The 17,739-nt window shown below is 67.7% G+C and carries 18 protein-coding genes and 2 tRNA genes; 14 read left to right on the forward strand and 6 right to left on the reverse strand.

The annotated features are described in order from the left end of the window. The first annotated feature begins 123 nt into the window (after positions 1–123). The 5 genes from moaA to U5760_RS04500 all read left to right on the forward strand — a co-directional run bounded on the left by moaA (position 124) and on the right by U5760_RS04500 (position 4,159). Positions 124–1,242 (forward strand): GTP 3',8-cyclase MoaA, encoded by a 1,119-nt coding sequence (gene moaA / locus U5760_RS04480; protein WP_322009863.1) that lies wholly within the window; start codon positions 124–126, stop codon positions 1,240–1,242. Between the two features lie 40 nt (positions 1,243–1,282). Next, the gene (gene mobA / locus U5760_RS04485) at positions 1,283–1,903 is read left to right on the forward strand and encodes a molybdenum cofactor guanylyltransferase MobA (protein ID WP_322009865.1); all 621 of its coding nucleotides are present in this window, start codon (positions 1,283–1,285) and stop codon (positions 1,901–1,903) included. A 102-nt stretch (positions 1,904–2,005) separates the two neighbouring features. Beyond that, positions 2,006–3,322 (forward strand): gephyrin-like molybdotransferase Glp, encoded by a 1,317-nt coding sequence (gene glp / locus U5760_RS04490; RefSeq protein WP_322009866.1) that lies wholly within the window; start codon positions 2,006–2,008, stop codon positions 3,320–3,322. Positions 3,323–3,389: 67 nt separating this feature from the next. Next, a complete protein-coding gene (locus tag U5760_RS04495; protein ID WP_028212919.1) occupies positions 3,390–3,665 on the forward strand; it encodes a hypothetical protein in 276 nt (91 codons plus the stop codon). Beyond that, on the forward strand, positions 3,665–4,159 hold the full coding sequence (locus U5760_RS04500; protein WP_322009867.1) for a GNAT family N-acetyltransferase: 495 nt from the start codon (positions 3,665–3,667) through the stop codon (positions 4,157–4,159). The genes U5760_RS04495 and U5760_RS04500 overlap by 1 nt, the downstream gene beginning before the upstream one ends. A gap of 123 nt (positions 4,160–4,282) precedes the next feature. Here U5760_RS04500 and U5760_RS04505 read toward each other — a convergent pair whose 3' ends face one another. The 5 genes from U5760_RS04505 to pncB form a co-directional block, all read right to left on the reverse strand. After that, the gene (locus tag U5760_RS04505; RefSeq protein ID WP_322009868.1) at positions 4,283–5,794 is read right to left on the reverse strand and encodes a DNA recombination protein RmuC; all 1,512 of its coding nucleotides are present in this window, start codon (positions 5,792–5,794) and stop codon (positions 4,283–4,285) included. Further along, entirely contained in the window at positions 5,791–6,780 is a 990-nt protein-coding gene (locus U5760_RS04510) for a D-glycerate dehydrogenase (protein WP_322009869.1), read from the reverse strand. The genes U5760_RS04505 and U5760_RS04510 overlap by 4 nt, the downstream gene beginning before the upstream one ends. 34 nt (positions 6,781–6,814) lie before the next feature. Next, entirely contained in the window at positions 6,815–8,251 is a 1,437-nt protein-coding gene (locus tag U5760_RS04515; RefSeq protein WP_322009870.1) for a sodium:proton antiporter, read from the reverse strand. A 34-nt stretch (positions 8,252–8,285) separates the two neighbouring features. Continuing rightward, positions 8,286–8,948 (reverse strand): lactate utilization protein C, encoded by a 663-nt coding sequence (locus U5760_RS04520; RefSeq protein WP_322009871.1) that lies wholly within the window; start codon positions 8,946–8,948, stop codon positions 8,286–8,288. Between the two features lie 178 nt (positions 8,949–9,126). Next, positions 9,127–10,329, reverse strand: a complete 1,203-nt coding sequence (gene pncB / locus U5760_RS04525; RefSeq protein WP_322009872.1) for a nicotinate phosphoribosyltransferase — start codon at positions 10,327–10,329, stop codon at positions 9,127–9,129. Positions 10,330–10,682: 353 nt separating this feature from the next. Between pncB and fdxA the strand changes: the two genes are divergently transcribed. The 9 genes from fdxA (at position 10,683) to U5760_RS04570 (ending at position 15,440) form a co-directional block, all read left to right on the forward strand. Then, positions 10,683–11,006 carry a ferredoxin FdxA gene (fdxA, locus tag U5760_RS04530; RefSeq protein WP_028226861.1) on the forward strand — a complete coding sequence of 108 codons (324 nt, stop codon included), beginning with the start codon at positions 10,683–10,685 and terminating at the stop codon, positions 11,004–11,006. A 131-nt stretch (positions 11,007–11,137) separates the two neighbouring features. Beyond that, a tRNA-Asn gene (locus U5760_RS04535) sits at positions 11,138–11,213 on the forward strand. A gap of 67 nt (positions 11,214–11,280) precedes the next feature. Continuing rightward, positions 11,281–11,356, forward strand: a tRNA-Asn gene (locus U5760_RS04540). A gap of 160 nt (positions 11,357–11,516) precedes the next feature. Continuing rightward, positions 11,517–11,717, forward strand: a complete 201-nt coding sequence (locus U5760_RS04545) for a hypothetical protein (protein ID WP_322010054.1) — start codon at positions 11,517–11,519, stop codon at positions 11,715–11,717. Next, a complete protein-coding gene (locus U5760_RS04550) occupies positions 11,714–12,193 on the forward strand; it encodes a CreA family protein (protein ID WP_322009873.1) in 480 nt (159 codons plus the stop codon). Before U5760_RS04545 ends, U5760_RS04550 begins: the two co-directional genes overlap by 4 nt. A 75-nt stretch (positions 12,194–12,268) precedes the next feature. Further along, positions 12,269–13,192, forward strand: coding sequence for an AraC family transcriptional regulator (locus U5760_RS04555; protein ID WP_322009874.1), 924 nt, complete (start codon positions 12,269–12,271; stop codon positions 13,190–13,192). A gap of 147 nt (positions 13,193–13,339) precedes the next feature. Next, a complete protein-coding gene (locus U5760_RS04560) occupies positions 13,340–14,101 on the forward strand; it encodes an AzlC family ABC transporter permease (protein ID WP_322010039.1) in 762 nt (253 codons plus the stop codon). Further along, positions 14,098–14,421, forward strand: coding sequence for an AzlD domain-containing protein (locus U5760_RS04565; protein WP_322009875.1), 324 nt, complete (start codon positions 14,098–14,100; stop codon positions 14,419–14,421). Before U5760_RS04560 ends, U5760_RS04565 begins: the two co-directional genes overlap by 4 nt. 257 nt (positions 14,422–14,678) lie before the next feature. Continuing rightward, on the forward strand, positions 14,679–15,440 hold the full coding sequence (locus tag U5760_RS04570; RefSeq protein ID WP_322009876.1) for a DUF4088 family protein: 762 nt from the start codon (positions 14,679–14,681) through the stop codon (positions 15,438–15,440). Positions 15,441–15,510: 70 nt separating this feature from the next. Here U5760_RS04570 and U5760_RS04575 read toward each other — a convergent pair whose 3' ends face one another. After that, positions 15,511–17,736, reverse strand: coding sequence for an ATP-dependent helicase (locus tag U5760_RS04575; RefSeq protein WP_322009878.1), 2,226 nt, complete (start codon positions 17,734–17,736; stop codon positions 15,511–15,513). Between the last annotated feature and the right edge of the window lie 3 nt (positions 17,737–17,739).

The following is a 17,739-nucleotide window of genomic DNA, read 5'->3' on the forward strand; positions in this document are numbered from 1 at the left end:
GAGGGTCAGCAACCTGAAGCCCGCCATATCGGCGGGCTTTTTTTTGATATATCAGCGTTCACCCAGGCCTATGGCCGGGTCGGGGTTCGGCTAAAATCGATTCCATACGCTTACATTGCCACCATGTCCCGACGCGTCATTCCCGTTGCCGATGCCCGCACGCTGCCTCCCGAGGCAGCCGGCGCCGCCGTGCGCCCGCCATCCGGCGAGGTGGTGGACGCGCTCGCGCGGCCTTTGCACGACCTGCGCATCTCGGTTACGGACCGCTGCAACTTCCGCTGCGTGTATTGCATGCCGCGCGAGGTATTCGACAAGAACTATCAGTTCCTGCCCCACGCCGCGCTGCTGTCGCTGGAGGAAATCGAGCGTCTCGCGCGGCTGTTCGTCGCACAGGGCGTCACGAAAATCCGCCTGACCGGCGGCGAGCCGCTCCTGCGCAAGAACATCGAATTCCTGATCGAGCGTCTTGCGACACTGCGCACGGTCGACGGCGAGCCGCTCGACCTCACGCTCACCACCAACGGGTCGCTGCTCGCCCGCAAGGCGCGCGCGTTGCGCGACGCGGGCCTCACGCGCGTGACGGTGAGCCTCGACGCGCTCGACGACACCCTCTTTCGCCGCATGAACGACGCCGACTTCGCAGTCGCCGACGTGCTGGACGGCATCGAAGCGGCGCAGGCCGTCGGCCTCGCGCCCCTCAAGGTCAACATGGTGGTCAAGCGCGGTACCAACGACGCCGAGATCGTGCCGATGGCACGGCATTTCCGCGGCTCGGACGTGACGCTGCGCTTCATCGAATACATGGACGTGGGCACCTCGAACGGCTGGAACATGACGGAGGTGCTGCCTTCGGCGGACGTGGTCGCGCGTATCGCCGAACACTTTCCGCTCGTGCCGCTCGAACCCCATAGCGCCGCCGAGACCGCGCAGCGCTGGGGCTACGCCGACGGCGCCGGCGAAATCGGCGTGATTTCCAGCGTGACGCGCGCCTTTTGCGGCAACTGCACGCGCGCGCGCCTTTCGACGGAGGGCAAGCTGTACCTGTGCCTGTTCGCATCGATGGGCTACGACCTGCGCACGATCGTGCGCAACGGCGCAAGCGACGACGCCATCTCGACCGCCATTGCGCGGATCTGGGCAGGCCGCGCCGACCGCTACTCGCAATTGCGCGGCAGCGCCGCCGTGCCAGCCGACACGGCGCCCGAAGCACGCCGCATCGAGATGTCCTATATCGGCGGCTGATACGCCACCGACGCCTGCCACCCTGCCCGTCCGGAAAACCATGTCCACCATTCTGCCCGCCGCCGCCATCACGGGTCTCGTGCTCGCAGGCGGACGCGGCCAGCGCATGGGCGGCGCCGACAAGGGCCTGCAACGCCTGCAAGGCCGGCCGCTCGCGGCACACGTGCTCGAGCGCCTCGCGCCGCAGGTCGGCGCACTCGCGATCAGCGCGAACCGCCATCCCGAGACCTACGCCGCGCTCGGCGCGCCGTGGCACGCCCAGGTGCTCGCCGATACGCTCCCGGGTTTTCCGGGCCCGCTCGCCGGACTGCTCGCGGGCCTCAGGGCAGCCCGCACCGAGTGGCTGCTCGCCGCGCCCTGCGATTCGCCGTGGCTGCCCGCCGATCTCGCCGCGCACCTCGCCGCAGCGGCGCTTGCCGAACACGCCGACATCGCCACCGTCACCACCGCGAATGCGGCAGGCGAGGTCTCGTTGCACCCCGTCTTCGTGCTGCTGCGCACGTCGCTCGCAGACGACCTCGCCGCCTTTCTGGAGGCCGGCGAGCGCAAGGTGCGCGCGTGGTACGCGCGCCACAGGGCGGCCGAAGTGGCCTTTGCCGACGAGCGTGCGTTTTACAATATCAACTCCTTGCAGGAACTCGCCGACTTCGACCGCGCGTAGCGCGCGAGCAGTCCACCGGCCACTGTCCGCCCATCGTCTCAAGGCCTGTCCACCAGGACACCCGCCGCACCCATCCGTGCGGATGCGACGCTTCTCCACCCGATGACCACGCTTAACACTTTGTCCGGTTGCGTCACCCGCTACGATCCTCAAGCCTTGCCCGTCAGCGCCGCCCAGGCCATCGTGCTCCAGTGGGTGACGCCGCTCGCGGCGAGCGAACGCGTGCCGCTGGCCGATGCGCTCACGCGCGTGCTCGCGGCGGACGTAATCTCGCCGATCGACGTGCCCGCGCACGACAATTCGGCGATGGACGGCTACGCATTCGACGGCGCCGTGCTCGAAACCCCGCGCGGGCCTGAGGCAGAAACGTTGACGCTGAACGTCGCGGGCAAGGCCTTCGCGGGGCATCCCTACACGGGCGCGATCGCCCGAAACGCGTGCGTGCGCATCATGACCGGCGCGCCGATGCCCGCAGGGTGCGACACCGTCGTGCCTCAGGAGCACGTGAAGCGCAGCAACCCCGACGACGGCCATATCGCGTTCGCGGCGCAAGCCGTCGCGCGCGGCGCGAACCGCCGACGCCGCGGCGAGGATCTCGCGAGAGGCAGCGTGGCGCTCCACGCCGGGCGCGTGCTGCGCGCCTCCGACATTGGCCTTCTCGCCTCGCTCGGGCTCACCGATGTCGAAGTGAAGCAGCGCCTGCGCGTGGCCTACTTTTCGACCGGCGACGAATTGCGCTCGCCGGGCGAGACGCTCGATGCGGGCTGCATCTACGACAGCAATCGCTACACGCTCGGCGCGATGCTCAAGCGGCTCGACGTCGAGGCCATCGACCTGGGTCGGGTGCGCGACGAACCGGCCGCGCTCGCCGCAACGCTCAAGCTCGCCGCCGAGCGCGCGGACGTCGTCCTGACCTCGGGCGGGGTGTCGGTCGGCGAGGCGGACTTTACGCGCACCCAGTTGCAAAAGCTCGGCGACGTGGCGTTCTGGGGTCTCGCCATGCGCCCCGGCCGGCCGCTCGCGTTCGGCCGCATCTGGTCGGGCGGCACGCCCGGCGCGGGGCACGCGGCGCTCCTCTTCGGCTTGCCGGGCAACCCGGTCGCGACCATGGTGACGTTCTACCAGATCGTGCGCCCGGCCCTGCTCGCCATGGCCGGCGCCGCGCCGCAGCCGGTGCCGCTGATCCCGGCGCGCTGCGAAGCGCCGGTGAAGAAACGCCCGGGCCGCACCGAATTCCAGCGCGGCCTGGCGCACCGGGGCGGCGACGGCCAGTGGCGCGTCGCGCCGACCGGTTCGCAAAGTTCCGGCGCGCTCAGCACCATGAGCGAGGCAAATTGCTTTATCGTGCTCGCCCATGAGACCGCCGATCTCGACGCCGGCGACGCCGTCGACATCATGCTTTTCGACGGACTCGTCTAGCACGGGCCCGCGCCTTTCAGCCACCGTCACATTCGCTACGTCCACCACGTCATACGGACCGACTCACATGAAAAAACAGATCTCGTTCATTGCCGCGGGGCAGACCGCCAAGGCGCTCATCCTCGTGTATCTGACGTTCAGCGTGCCGATCGTGCTGCTCGGCGTGCTCGTCGCGTTCGTGCGCTACGGCTCGGTCGAGCTTTCGACGATCTTCAGCGCGCTGCTGCTCAATGCGATCGTCGGCTTCATCCTGCTGTGGATCGCCTGCCACGCCTACAACTGGGTCGCATCGCGCTTCGGCGGCATCGAAATCCATTTGTCGGACGTGCCGGAGGAAGCGTAATGGCCGCAACGATCCGCGCGGCCACGCCCGCCGACGTCGCTGCGGTGCACGCGCTGATGTACGAGCTGGCCGAGTTCGAAAAGCTCACGCATCTGTTCACGGGCACGCCCGAGGGCCTCGCCGACGCGCTCTTCGGCGCGCGTCCGGCAGCGGAAGCGCTGGTGGCGGAAGACGCAGGGCGGATCGTCGGCTATGCGCTCTTCTTCCACAACTATTCGACTTTCCTTGCGCGCCGCGGGCTCTATCTCGAAGACCTCTACGTGCAGCCTTCGCAGCGCGGCACGGGCCTCGGCACGGCGATGCTGCGCGCACTTGCTGCGATCGCCGTCGAGCGCCAGTGCGCACGCTTCGAGTGGACGGTGCTCGACTGGAACCAGCCGGCCATCGGCTTTTATGAAAAGCTGGGCGCAGCCGTGCTGCCCGAATGGCGCGTGGTGCGCATGACGGGCGACGCCCTGGAGCGCCTTGCCGCGCCGGCTGAGCAGCCGGCCTGAGCGCGACCGCGTAGCGTTCCCTGGCACGCTCCCAGATGAAACGGGCCGCCTGCATGACAATGCAGGCGGCCCGTTGCGTTCTGGCGAGTTCAGCGGATATCGCGAAGGCGCCTGGCAGGCGTCCTATTCGTCGCCCGCGCCATTGCGCAGCGTGTCGCCGAGCAGATCCGTCGCTTCCTCGCCCGGCAGCGCCTCCACATCGCGCAGCTTGCGGTTCATAGCGCGCGTGCGCACCTCGGCGGCTTCGATCGAGCGCGTCACCGTCTCCAGTTGCGACTTCGTCTTCGCAAGCACGTCGCCGAACTTACCGAACTCCGTCTTCACCGCGCCCAGCACCTGCCACACCTCGCTCGAACGGCGCTCGATCGCGAGCGTCCGGAAGCCCATCTGCAGACTGTTGAGCAGCGCCGTCAACGTGGTCGGCCCCGCCACCGTCACGCGGAAGTCACGCTGCAATAGATCGGTCAAGCCGGGGCGGCGCAGGATCTCCGCGTAGAGCCCCTCGGTCGGCAGGAACAGCAGCGCGAAGTCGGTGGTGTGCGGCGGCGCCACATACTTCTCCGCAATCGTGCGCGCCTCGGCCCGCACGCGCGCCTCCAGCGCGCGGCCCGCCTCTTCGATCGCCGCGACGTCGGCACGCTCCTGCGCATCGATCAGGCGCTCGTAGTCCTCGCGGGGGAATTTCGCATCGACGGGCAGCCACACCGGCGCAGCCGTGCCGTCCGCGCCCTCGCCCGCGCCGCGTCCAGGCAGGCGGATGGCGAACTCGACGCGCTCGTTGCTCTTCGGCACCGTCGCCACGTTCTTCGCGTACTGGTCGGGCGTGAGCATCTGCTCGAGCAGCGCTTCGAGCTGAACCTCGCCCCACGTGCCGCGCGTCTTCACGTTCGTGAGCACCTTCTTCAGGTCGCCGACGCCCGCGGCCAGCGTCTGCATTTCGCCGAGTCCCCGGTGCACCTGTTCAAGCCGGTCCGACACGAGCTTGAACGACTCGCCGAGGCGCTGTTCGAGCGTGGCGTGAAGCTTCTCGTCGACAGTGCGGCGCATCTCTTCGAGCTTGGCCGCATTGTTCGCCTCGATGTCCTTCAGGCGCTGCTCCAGCGTAGCGCGCACTTCGGCAAAGCGCCGGTCGTTCGCCTCGGTGAGCTGGGCGAGCTGTTGCGCGAGCAGGCTGCCGAAGTGGCGCAGCGCGGCGCCCTGCTCGTCGCGCGCCTGCTGGGCCTGCTGCTGCAGGCTCTGGCGCACCGCTTCGAGCTGCTGCGCGTTGGTCTCGGTCAGCTTGACGAGTTGCTGCGCGAAACCGTCGATCTGGTTGTTCTGCACCGTCGCGATGCTCGTGAGGTGCGAGGCCAGCGCCTGCTGCACCTGCGCGAAGCCGCCGCCGAACTCGCTGCGCGACGCCTGCGCCGTGCGCGCAATCTCGTTGCGCAGTTCGCGCTCGATGCGCTCGGCCGCGCGCGCCTGGGTATCGTTCGCCGCGGCGACGCGGTCGCTCAGGCCGTCGAGCGCTTCGCGCAGCTCGTGCACCGCTTCGGTTTCCTCGCCGCGGCGCGCGCGCACGAGCACCACGAGGGCGATGACCAGGGCGATCGCGAGCAGCAGCGTCGCGATCGACATCAACAGCAGCTCACTCATGAACGGGCTTTCCCCATGACGTCAGGATTGATCGGATTGGGCGGCCTGCCCGCGCGCGGCCCCTCGCCGAGTGCGGCGATGAGGTTGTCGGCGGCGAGGTTCGCCATGGCGCGGCGAGTCGCTTCGCTCGCGCTCGCGATGTGCGGCGTGAGCACGACGTTGGGCACCGTCAACAGCGCCGGATGCACCTTCGGCTCGCCCTCGAACACGTCGAGGCCGGCCGCCGCGATGCGGTGCTCGCGCAGCGCCTCGGCCAGCGCCGCATCGTCGACGATGCCGCCGCGCGCGATGTTAGTGAGCGTGGCAGTCGGCTTCATCAGCGCGAGTTCGGCGGCGCCGATCGTGTGATGATTCCCGGCCGTATAGGGCAGCACCAGCACCACGTGATCGGCCTCGCGCAAAAGCGCTTCCTTCGTGCGGTATTCCGCGTTCAGTTCGGCCTCGATGGCGGGCGCCACGCGCGAGCGGTTGTGATAGATCACGCGCATGTTGAAGCCCTGCGCGCGCCGTGCGATCGCCTGGCCGATGCGGCCCATGCCCACGATGCCGAGCGTAGAACCATAGATGTCCGGGCCCAGAAACATGTCGTAGGACCATTTCCCCCACTTGCCCGCGCGCAGGAAATGCTCCGACTCGGCAATGCGGCGCGCGGCCGCCATCATGAGCGCCCAGCCGAAATCGGCCGTGGTTTCGTTGAGCACGTCGGGCGTGTTGGTGCCGAGCACGTTCGCCGCGTTGAACGCGGCCATATCGAAGTTGTTGTAGCCCACCGCCATATTGGCCACGGCGCGCAGCCGCGGCGCGGCCGCGAGCGTGGCCGCCGTGATCGGGTCGCCGGCCGTGAGCGCGCCGTCCTTGTCGGCGAGGCGCCGCGCGAGCTCGTCGGCGGGAAGCGCGTCGCCGGTGTTCCAGTCGACGTCGAAATACTGCTTGAGCCGGTCGATCACGTCGGGAAAGATCGGCCGCGCCACGAGAATCTTCTGCATCGTTGCTCTCCACTTCAGGTTCGGTTGCGCACGCTCACGCGAAAAAGAGCCAGGTCGCCGCGAGAAAGACCGGCACGAGTATCGTGCACGACCAGCCAAGATAGCCGAAGAAGCCCGGCATGCGCACGCCGCGCGACTCCGCTATCGCCTTGACCATGAAATTCGGCGCATTGCCGATATAGGTGTTCGCGCCCATCAGCACCGCGCCCGCCGAGATCGCGGCGAGCGTCTTCGCGCCGGTCGTCATCAGCGTCGCGGCGTCGCCGCCCGCGAGGTTGAAGAACACGAGCCAGGTGGGCGCATTGTCGAGAAAGGACGAAAGAAGCCCCGTCGCCCAGAAGTACATGATGTCGTCGGGGCGGCCCGGCGCCTCGTTCACGAGATGGATGAGGCCGGCAAACGCGCCCGCCTCGCCCGCTTTCAGGATCGCGATGACCGGCGTGATCGTCACGAAGATGCCCGCGAAGAGCTTCGCGACTTCGGCGATCGGCGCCCAGTTGAAGTCGTTGGCGGCGCGCACCGCGCGCGGCGTGAGCGCGAGCGAGACGAGCGCGAGAGCGACGAGGCCCGCGTCGCGCACAAGGTTCTGCAGCTCGACGCGCGCGCCTGAAACCATGAAGGCGATGCCCGGCTTCCACACGCCGCTCAGCAGCACGAAACCCGTCACGCCCGCCAGCAGCAGAAAGTTGAGCTTGCCGCCCACGGCAAGACGCCCCGTGTCGGGCGTGGGATCGAGCAACGCGTCGCGCCTCTCGTCCTCGCGGCGGAAGAACCACGTATCGAGCGCATGGAAGAGCGCAAGCAGCACGCCGCAGACGAACAGCATGGGCAGCACGAGATGCTGCGTAGTCCAGAAGAAACTCACACCGTTGAGAAAGCCGAGGAAGAGCGGCGGATCGCCGAGCGGCGTGAGCATGCCGCCCGCGTTCGCCACGAGAAAAATGAAGAACACGACGACGTGAACGTTGTGGCGCCGGTTGTCGTTTGCGCGCAAGAGCGGTCGAATCAGCAGCATGGCCGCGCCGGTCGTGCCCATGAAGCTCGCGAGCAGCGTGCCGAGCGCGAGGATCGCGGTGTTCGTGCGCGGCGAGCCGCGCAGGTTGCCGTACACGCAGATGCCGCCCGCGATCGTATAAAGCGAGCCGAGCAGGACGATGAACGGTATGTACTCGTCGATCAGCGCGTGCAGAAACATCGGCCAGGTGGCGGCCACGCCGTGGGTGGCGGCAAACGGCAGCAGGAACGCAAGCGCCCAGGCCGCGGCGATCTTGCCGAAATGCCTGTGCCAGAACGCGGGCGCGAACATCGGATAAAGCGCAATCGAAAGCAGCATGCCCGCGAACGGCAGCCCCCAGGTGACGGGAAGCGTGGCACCGTCCACGCCCTCGGCATGGGCGCACGCGGGCACGAGTGCGAGCGCCGCCGTGATGCCGAAGCGGCGCAGCGCCTGCACGCCGCGCGGTGCCGTCATCGCCGCTTGCCTGCTGCTGGGCGCAGCAAGACGCTCACGCGCCATGCACGACGACGACATGCACGCGATACGGACCGTGCGCGCCGAGAATGATGGTCTGCTCGATATCGCCGGTGCGCGACGGCCCCGAGACGAAATTGACCGCGCGGGGCAGTTCGCCGCGCTCGGCGCGGATCAGCGCGAAGGCGTCTTCGTGGCCCGCGACGATGCGCGAAGCGGGCACGACGGCGATGTGCGTTTCCGGCAGGAGCGCGCCCGAAGCCCAGGTATCCGGGCTCGAGAGCAACACGAGCGTGCCGGTCTCGGCGGTCGCGCAGAAGCAGCCGGTGAGGCCGACGAGATCGCGATCTTCGGGCTTGCGAAACGCCACCGACAAACCTGCCGAGGCCCAGTCGAGCGAGGCGAGCGTGGCCCAGGCGACGGCCTGCATCGACAGGCCGCGTTCGGCCAGATAGCGCTGTGCGGCGGCGGGCACCGCGGCCAGGCCTTCGACTTCGTCGACAGTAGTGGACATCTTCTGCGCTTCGCGCACGAAGCGCGCGACGAGGTCGCCTTCGAGCGGCGGCCGCGGGCCTTGCGGATGACGCGCGAGATAGTCGGCCACCGCTTCGCGCTCGGACGCGGCGGGCGTCGCCTCGCGCCCCTGGGCCGCGCGGATGCGAGCGAGTATGCTGCGGCGGGCGGCCGTGGTGTCCATGAGCGGTCCTCGTTGCGTGACAGAAAAGCCCGATATGCACGGGATCGTGCACGGGCGGGGCGTCGCGCCGATTATACCTGGACACCTCGCTGGATACCCCACCGAACACCCCACCGAACACCCCACCGAACACCCACGGTCGCCCGCCCCGCTTCGTGCATTTCGCGAGCGCCGCGCGTTATTTGCCCGCGCATTCCTCTTCGGTGGGCTGCTCGATGCCGAACACCTGACGCAGATAGGCGAGATAAGCCTTGTCGTCGCACATGTTCTTGCCCGGCGAATCGGAGAGCTTGGCGACGGGCTGGCCGTTGCAGCGGACCATCTTGATCACGATCTGCAGCGGCTGGTAACCGAGGTCGTTGGTGAGATTGGTGCCGACGCCGAATGCCAGCCGGCAGCGCTTGCCGAAGCGCTCGTAAAGCCGCAGGACCTTGGGGATGTCGAGCGCGTCCGAGAAAATCATCGTCTTCGTGCGCGAATCGCAGCGGTTGTCCTCGTAGTGCTTGAGGAGGCGCTCGCCCCATTCGAACGGATCGCCCGAATCGTGGCGCGCGCCGTCGAAGAGCTTGCAGAAGTACATGTCGAAGTCGCGCAGGAAGGCCCGCATGCCGTACACGTCCGAGAGCGCGATGCCGAGGTCGCCGCGATACTCCTTGGCCCACATCTCGAAGCCGTAGATCTGCGAGTCGCGCAGGCGCGGGCCGAGCGCCTGGCACGCCTGCAGGTACTCGTGCGCCATGGTGCCGAGCGGCGTGAGATTGTGCTTCATCGCGTAATACACGTTGCTCGTGCCCGTGAACTGCTCGCCCAGATCCTCCTTGAGCGTGAGGATCACCTCCTCGTGCCAGCGCTTCGAAAAGCGGCGGCGCGTGCCGTAGTCGGCAATCTTGCAGTCGGCGAATTCTGGCTTCGCGCCGAGCAGCTCGATCTTGCGGCGCAGGCGCTCGCGGCCCTCGTCGTACTGCGGGTGATGCTGCGTGTTGCGGAAATAGACTTCGTTGACGATGGCGAGCACCGGGATCTCGAAGAGGATCGTGTGCAGCCACGGGCCCTTGATCTCGATGTCGATCTCGCCGTTGTTCTTCGGCGAAGGCGCGACGGTGATGTACTTCTCGTTCAGATGGAAAAGCGCGAGAAAGTCGACGAAATCGCCTTTGACGAAGCGCAGCCGGCGCAGGTAATCGAGCTCGACTTCGGAGAAGCGCAGCCGGCAGAGCTTCTGGATCTCGCTTCGGATCTCGTCCACGTAGGGCACCAGATCGACGTCCGGCGTGCGGCAGCGGAAGCGGTATTCCACGCTCGCGGCGGGGAAATGATGCAGCACCACCTGCATCATCGTGAATTTGTACAGATCGGTATCGAGCAGCGAAGTAATGATCATGATGAGGCAGCCGGACTGCATTCGGAGGACGCTGTGGGCACGCGCAGTACACGCCACCCGGCGCGCCGGCAGGCTGGCTGCGGCGCGCGGGGCCGCGCGGACGGTGTGCGTCGGCGGTGCGGCCATGTTACCCGAATGCACGCGCGGCCACTGCCGCGGAGGGCACGCCCGTGCGGCTTGCGGGGACAATCTTGTACCCCGCCGCAAGCGCACCCGCGCGGCGCCATAAACTAATCACGAAACGATATAAGCGCGCGTGCGGGCCTCCCGCTGGGGAAATTCCCGTTAAGTTACAATAACGTTTTTGGCCCAGACGCCGTCCCACTATACAAAAGCTTGCAGGAGCTGCCTGAATGACCCACGTTGTGACCGAAAGCTGCATCAAGTGCCGCTATACCGACTGCGTCGATGTGTGCCCGGTGGACTGCTTTCGCGAAGGTCCCAACTTCCTCGCGATCGACCCGGACGAGTGCATCGACTGCGCCGTGTGCGTGGCCGAGTGCCCGGTGAACGCCATCTACGCCGAAGAAGACGTGCCTGGCGACCAGCAACATTTCACCGCCCTGAACGCCGAACTGGCGAAGGGCTGGCCCAGCATCACCAAGACCAAGGCGCCGCTGCCCGAAGCCGACGAATTCAAGGACGTGAAGGACAAGCTCGCGCTTTTGGCGCGCTGATTGCACCCTGACGACACATTGATGGCGCGCTGAGGCTCACGTCACCCGAAGCGGATTTGTTTTTGGGATGGCGCCCGGGTGTTGACAGATCCCGCCGCGCCCCATAGAATCTCGTTCTCTGCTTTTGTTGATCCCCGATAGCTCAGTCGGTAGAGCGCCGGACTGTTAATCCGTAGGTCCCTGGTTCGAGCCCAGGTCGGGGAGCCAAAGAATCGCAAAAGCCCGTTAACCACAACGGGCTTTTTTATGTAGTGAAGAGTTGCTGTAGTGCTGTTCCCCGATAGCTCAGTCGGTAGAGCGCCGGACTGTTAATCCGTAGGTCCCTGGTTCGAGCCCAGGTCGGGGAGCCAAAAATCGAAGGCGTTGCGCGTAACCGCGCAACGCCTTTTTTCTTTTCCGGCAGCACGTTCTGCTGCTCTGCTCACTCCCGCGCTTGCGGCTGCCGCTTTGCCACCCGTGCTACGATGCACTCACGATGTACTTACCCTGTAACACATCTGGGGTGGCGCCATGAGCGACGTAACCTTTACTTTCCGGGTCGATGCAACCCTGAAAAGCGAATTTGCCACGGCAGCGAAAGCCCACGATCGCACCGTCGCACAACTCCTGCGCGACTTCATGCGGAACTATGTCCGGCAGCAAGGCGCAGCGGAACATGACACAGTGGCCGCCACGCCGATCAATAAGCCCCCTCTTCCGGACTCCGCATGAAACCCACCGACAAACTCGCCGCGCTCCTCGCGTGCGCCGGCACCCTCGCCACGGCTACCGTCCACGCCGAACAGATCGGCAGCGTGAACACCAACTTCCGTCTCACCGGTTCTGACCGCGTGGTCGTCGAAGCCTACGACGATCCGCAGGTCAAAGGCGTCACCTGCTACGTCTCGCGCGCCCGCACGGGCGGCGTGAAAGGCACGCTCGGCATCGCCGAAGACCCCACCGAAGCTTCCATCGCCTGCCGCCAGGTCGGTGAGATCGCCTTTACCGGGCCGCTCAAGCAGCAGGACGACGTGTTCAACGAGCGCATGTCGTTCCTCTTCAAGACGCTGCACGTCGTGCGCGTGGTGGACGCGAAGCGCAACGCCCTCGTCTATCTGACCTACAGCGACCGCGTGGTGAGCGGCAGCGCGAAGAACAGCGTCACCGCCGTACCGGTGCCGGCCGGCACGACGATCCCGCTGCGCTGAACGCGGCGCTACACTGAGGCGTCTGCCCGGATTGCCCAGCGTATTGCCAACTGCCTTGCCCACTGCATTGCCGCCATGACCGCCCGCCGTTTCCGCGATTCCGCCCGCTACTGGCGCACGCCGCTCCTGCCCGGCGCGGATCTGCTCACCGCCGAGTATCACGAGCACACCTTCGCGCCGCACTGGCACGAGGCCTACGCGATTCCTGTGATCGAGGACGGCGCGGAGTGCTATCGCTACCGGGGCGCGCACTACGTCGCCGAAGCGGGCACCGTGCCGGTCATCAATCCGGGCGAGCTGCACACCGGCTCGCGCGCCGTGGACGAAGGCTGGCGCTATCGCGTGATGTACGTGCCGATCGACTATCTGCACGGTCTCGCCGACGAAATCGCCGGGTGCACGCAGCCGCTGCCCTGGTTCGGCGCCGATGTGATCCGCGATCCCGATCTCGCCCGGCGCCTGTCCCGCGCGCACCGGCTGCTCGAAGCCGATACCGACCGCCGGCGCGCGGCGTCCGGCGCTCAGGTCACCCTTCGCGCCGCGCCGCACGCCCCGGGTTCGGTGGCGGCCAGCCCCGACAACCCCGGCAGCGACCTGCTGCTCGTGGAAGGCGCCCTGCTCGATGCGCTTTCCGCCCTGCTCACCCGCCATGCGCGCACGCACGAAGCACCGCTGCGGCCGACGCTGAACGATCCACGCGTGGAAACGATGAAAGCCCTGCTCGCCGCCGATCTCGCCACGCCGCTGCGGGTAGGTGATCTGGCCGAGGCGGTGGGCCTCTCGCCGTTCCATGCCACCCGGCTTTTCACGCAGGCCACCGGCCTGCCGCCACACGCCTGGCGCACGCAGTTGCGTCTGCAGCGCGCGCTCGCGCCGCTGCGCGCGGGCGCCTCGGTCGCCGATGTCGCAGCCGCCAGCGGCTTCACCGACCAGAGCCATTTCACGCGCCATTTCCGGCGCATGTTCGGCGTGCCGCCGGGACGCTGGCAGGGGACCTGAGCCGATTTATCGATCCGCGCGCCGCAAGAACGTACAAGCCAGGCGGGCGCGCACCCGCTAAGCTGCCCCCAGTATCAGGAGGACAGCTTGACCACCCATCCCAACCGCTCCCAGGAGTTCATCGCCGGCGCGCGCGACACGATCCCCATGATGGTCGGCGCGGCGCCTTTCGGCGTCATTTTCGGCACGCTCGTCACGTCGGGCCCGCTCGCGCCCTGGCACGGCCAGCTGATGTCGCTCGCCGTTTTTGCGGGCTCCGCGCAGTTCATCGCGCTCGGCCTGATCGCTTCGCACGCGAGCTTCATCGTGATCTGGGCGACCACGCTCGTCGTGAACCTGCGCCACGTGCTCTATAGCGCGACCCTCGCCCCCTACGTCTCGCACCTGCCGCTGCGCTGGCGTCTCGTGCTGGGCGGCCTGCTCACCGACGAGGTCTTCGCCGTCGCGTGGGCGCACTTCCGCCGCCATCCGCCCGGCGACGACGTCTCGCCCTGGCACTTCCTCGGCTCGGGCGTCGCGATGTACGTGAACTGGCAGATCTGGACCGCCGTCGGCCTGCTGTTCGGCGCCGCGTTCCCGGGCCTGCAGTCGCTCGGGCTCGACTTCGCGATGGTCGCCACCTTCATCGCCATCGTGGTGCCGCAGCTCGTGGCAGTGCGCTACGTGGCCGCGGCCGTCACCGCCGGCGCGCTCGCTTTCTTCTGGCAGGGCTGGCCGTACAAGCTCGGCCTGCTCGCCGCCGTGTTCGCGGGCGTCGCGGTAGGTGTGGCGCTCTCGCTGCCGCGCCGCGAATCCAGCAAGGGCACACCCGGCGGCGCGCCCGCCCCGTCGCGCGACGCGCCGCCCGCCACTGCGCGCAACGGCGACAATCACGCCGGTCCGCATACGGCCGCAGGAGCCCGGCAATGAACTATGTCGTCCTCATTCTCGGCATGGCCCTCATTACCTGGCTCATCCGCACGGTCGTCTTCGTGCTCGGCGAGCGGCTCGTCTTCCCGCCGCTCGTGCGCACCGCGCTCGGCTTCGTGCCCGTGACCGTGCTCACGGCGATCATCGTGCCGATGGCCGTCTCGCCGCACGGCCAGGGCGCCGAGCTCACGTGGCGCAATCCGCAGCTGGTGGGCGCGCTCGCCGCCATCGCGGTGAGCGTACTCACGCGGCGTCCGCTCGTGACGATCGCGGTCGGCCTTGGGGTGTTCTTTTTCTGGCAGGGCGTGGTGCTGCGCTGAGGCGCGCAACGCCCCGCCGTGGTGCACCGGAACCGCCTCAACCGGCTAAAAAAGCGAGAAAGGGCCCGATGCTGCGGCACTTCTCAAGTTTCCCCCCCGAGCGCCGTTAATCCCGTCATGGCCTGCTTTGGCGCCGCCGCCCGCGTATCTTCGCGGCCGGCGGCGCGGGCACGCGGCGCACCGCGCCGCACGGCGTCCCCCTTGCCGGGAGACTGCCGGCACGGCGCAGTGCGGCAAAGATCACACGGGGCAACTACATGGGGCACATCACCCTCAACCTGAAGGACGAAACGGTAGCGTCGCTGCGCAAGGACTTCGACGCCTTTCTGCGCGTGTCGCTCAAGCTCGACCCGCAGTTCGCGACGCCTTCATTCGAGGACTTTCTGCGCGCGAAGCTGCTCGACAACATGACGCCGCTCACCGAACACGCGGTGCAGCGCATGTTGACGGGCGGCCAGTATGCCTGGGCCAAGCGCACGCTCGACAAGGAATTCCCGGAGGTCGTCTCGATCCTGCTGCGTCAGGCCGGCGAGTTCGGCTTCGGCTTTGCCTCGCGCCCCGAGTGGACGCCCGAGGAGCTCGCCAAGCAGTGCCGCGAATGGGCGGCGGCGATCGTGAACGAAGCGCAGGGCGATCAGGTACTGATCGATCCGCTCGCGGCGCAGATCAAGTCGTCGGTCGAGGACATGCAGACGCTCGAGGAGAAGATGCAGACGCCCGCGTGGCGCCTCTCCGAATCGCTGCGCCAGCGCATCTACGAAGCGAAGATCGGCTGCGAGACGAGCACCGGCAGCACGGCGCGCGAGCGTCTGGGCGAACTGCGCGGCCTGCTGCGGCTCGCGATCACGCACGGCGTGTTCCAGAAGCAGGAGGCGCAGCAGATCATGGAATACCTGCGCCTGCTCAAGCCCGAAATCTTCGTCGAGGAACCCGACGACGTTTTCACGCGCCTCGCCGCGTGGCTGCGCAACTTCTTCGTGCCGCCGCAGCGCAGCCAGCCGCGCCGCCAGTCGAACTGAGACGGGCGGGTTCAGGCTCTTCAGCCCCGTCCGGCCCTTCCGGCGCTGCAAGCCCGCGCAGCCCGGGCTGCTAGTCCCACATCTTCCTGAGCTTCGCGCCAATCTCGATCTTCGCCTGCGCGGCGGCCGCAAGGCCCGCCGCGCTCGGTGCGCTGACGACGGGCGCCGGCGGCCAGGCGCGCGACTCGTAGAGCGGCAGCGCGGCCGCCGCGATGAAACGCGTGCGCGACGCCCACACGTGGCGATCTCCCTGCGCCGTCTGGTTGTGCACGTAGAAGCGCTGCGGCACGACGATATGCAGGTCCTCCTTCGCACGCGTCATCGCCACGTAAAGCAGGCGCCGCTCCTCTTCGAGCTCTTCGTCGCTGCCCGCGCCCAGATCGGAGGGAATGCAGCCGTCCACGCCGTTGAGCACGAACACGTTGCGCCACTCCTGCCCCTTCGCCGAATGGATCGTCGAGAGAATCAGGTAGTCCTCGTCAAGCAGCGGATCGGCCGATTCGGAGCTCGTCGCGTCGGGCGGATCGAGCGTGAGTTCGGTGAGAAAGCGTTCGCGCGAGGCATAGGTGCTCGCGATGCTCTCCATCTGCAACAGGTCCGCAAGACGCACGGACGCATCCTCGTGGTTGCGCTCCAGATGCGGCTCGTACCAGCGGCGCACGCACTCGAACTCGGCGGGCCACGGTGTCGAGCGCGCACCGATGTTCTCGATGAGCGCGGCGAACGCGGCCCAGTCGACGGCGGCACGCGGCGGCGGCGCGAAGGCGGCGAGCGCCTCGGCCGCGCGCCAGGCACCCGTGCACGCGGCGACCTGATCGAGCAGCCGCGCGGCCGTTGCAGGTCCCACGCCCGGCAGCAACTGCGCGACGCGAAAGCCCGCCACCCGGTCGAGCGGGTTCTCCGCCCAGCGCAGCACGGCGAGCACGTCCTTGACGTGCGCGGCGTCCAGAAACCGCAGGCCGCCGAACTTCACGAACGGGATGTTGCGCCGCGCGAGCTCGATTTCGAGCGCCGCGCTGTGGTGCGCCGCGCGAAACAGCACGGCCTGCTGCCTGAGCTTCATGCCCTCCTCGCGCGCGGCGAGGATCTGCTCGACGACGTAACGCGCCTGGGTGGCTTCGTCGGCCACGCTCACAAGGCGCGGGCGCTGCGCCGAGGGCCGCTCGCTCCAGAGGTTCTTGGTGAAACGCTCCCGGGCAGCGTCGATCACCGCATTCGAGGCCGCGAGAATAGGCTGTGTCGACCGGTAGTTGCGCTCGAGCGTGACCTGGCGCGCGGGCGGGTCGAACTGCGCGGGAAAGTCGAGAATGTTGCGCACCGTCGCGCCGCGAAACGAGTAGATGGCCTGCGCGTCGTCGCCGACGACCGTGAGGCCGCGCCCATCGGGCTTGAGCGCGAGCAGGATGGCCGCCTGCAGGCGGTTGGTGTCCTGGTACTCGTCCACCAGCACGTGATCGAAGCGGCTCGCGAGATCGGCCGCGAGCGCGGGCTCGGCGGCCATGTGCGCCCAGTAGAGCAGCAGGTCGTCGTAGTCGAGCACGTTCTGCTTCTGCTTTGCGTCGACATAGCCGGCAAAGAGCGTCTTGAGCTGCGGTTCCCATTCGAGGCACCACGAGAACGAACGGGCCAGCACGTTCGCGAGCGGATCCGAGGTGTTGACCACGCGCGAATAGATCGCGAGGCAGGTGTTCTTCGAAGGAAAGCGCTTCTCCTTCGCCGAAAGCCCCAGTTCATGGCGCACGAGGTTCATCAGGTCGGCGGAATCCTCGCGGTCGTTGATCGTGAACGCGGGCGCCAGGCCGATCTGCCCGGCGTATTCGCGCAGAAGGCGCGCGCCGATGCCGTGAAACGTGCCGGCCCACGTGAGTCCCTGCGCCAGCACGGCGGCCGCGCCCGGCACGCTCGCGGCGATGCGGCCGACACGGCGCGTCATCTCCTGCGCGGCGCGGCGCGAGAACGTGAGCAGCAGGATGCGGTGAGGATCGGCGCCGTTGACCACGAGATGCGCGACGCGGTGCGCGAGCGTATTGGTCTTGCCCGAGCCAGCGCCGGCGATCACCAGAAGCGGCGCCGGCAATGCCGCGCCCGGCGCGAAGGCCGCCGTGCCGCCATGCTCGACGGCGGCGCGCTGCGCCTCGTTGAGCTTCGAGAGGTAGGCGGCTGCATCGGGATCGACGGCGGCGGGATCGACTACTGTAGACACGGCAGTGAGCGTCAGGGATCGGGGGGCGACGCATACTGTATATCCATACACCTCGCCCCGGCAAGCGCCGATCCCGACGCGATCTGGCGGCATTTA

The sequence above is a fragment of the Paraburkholderia sp. J12 genome (assembly GCF_905220215.1).
Classification (GTDB): Bacteria; Pseudomonadota; Gammaproteobacteria; order Burkholderiales; family Burkholderiaceae; genus Paraburkholderia.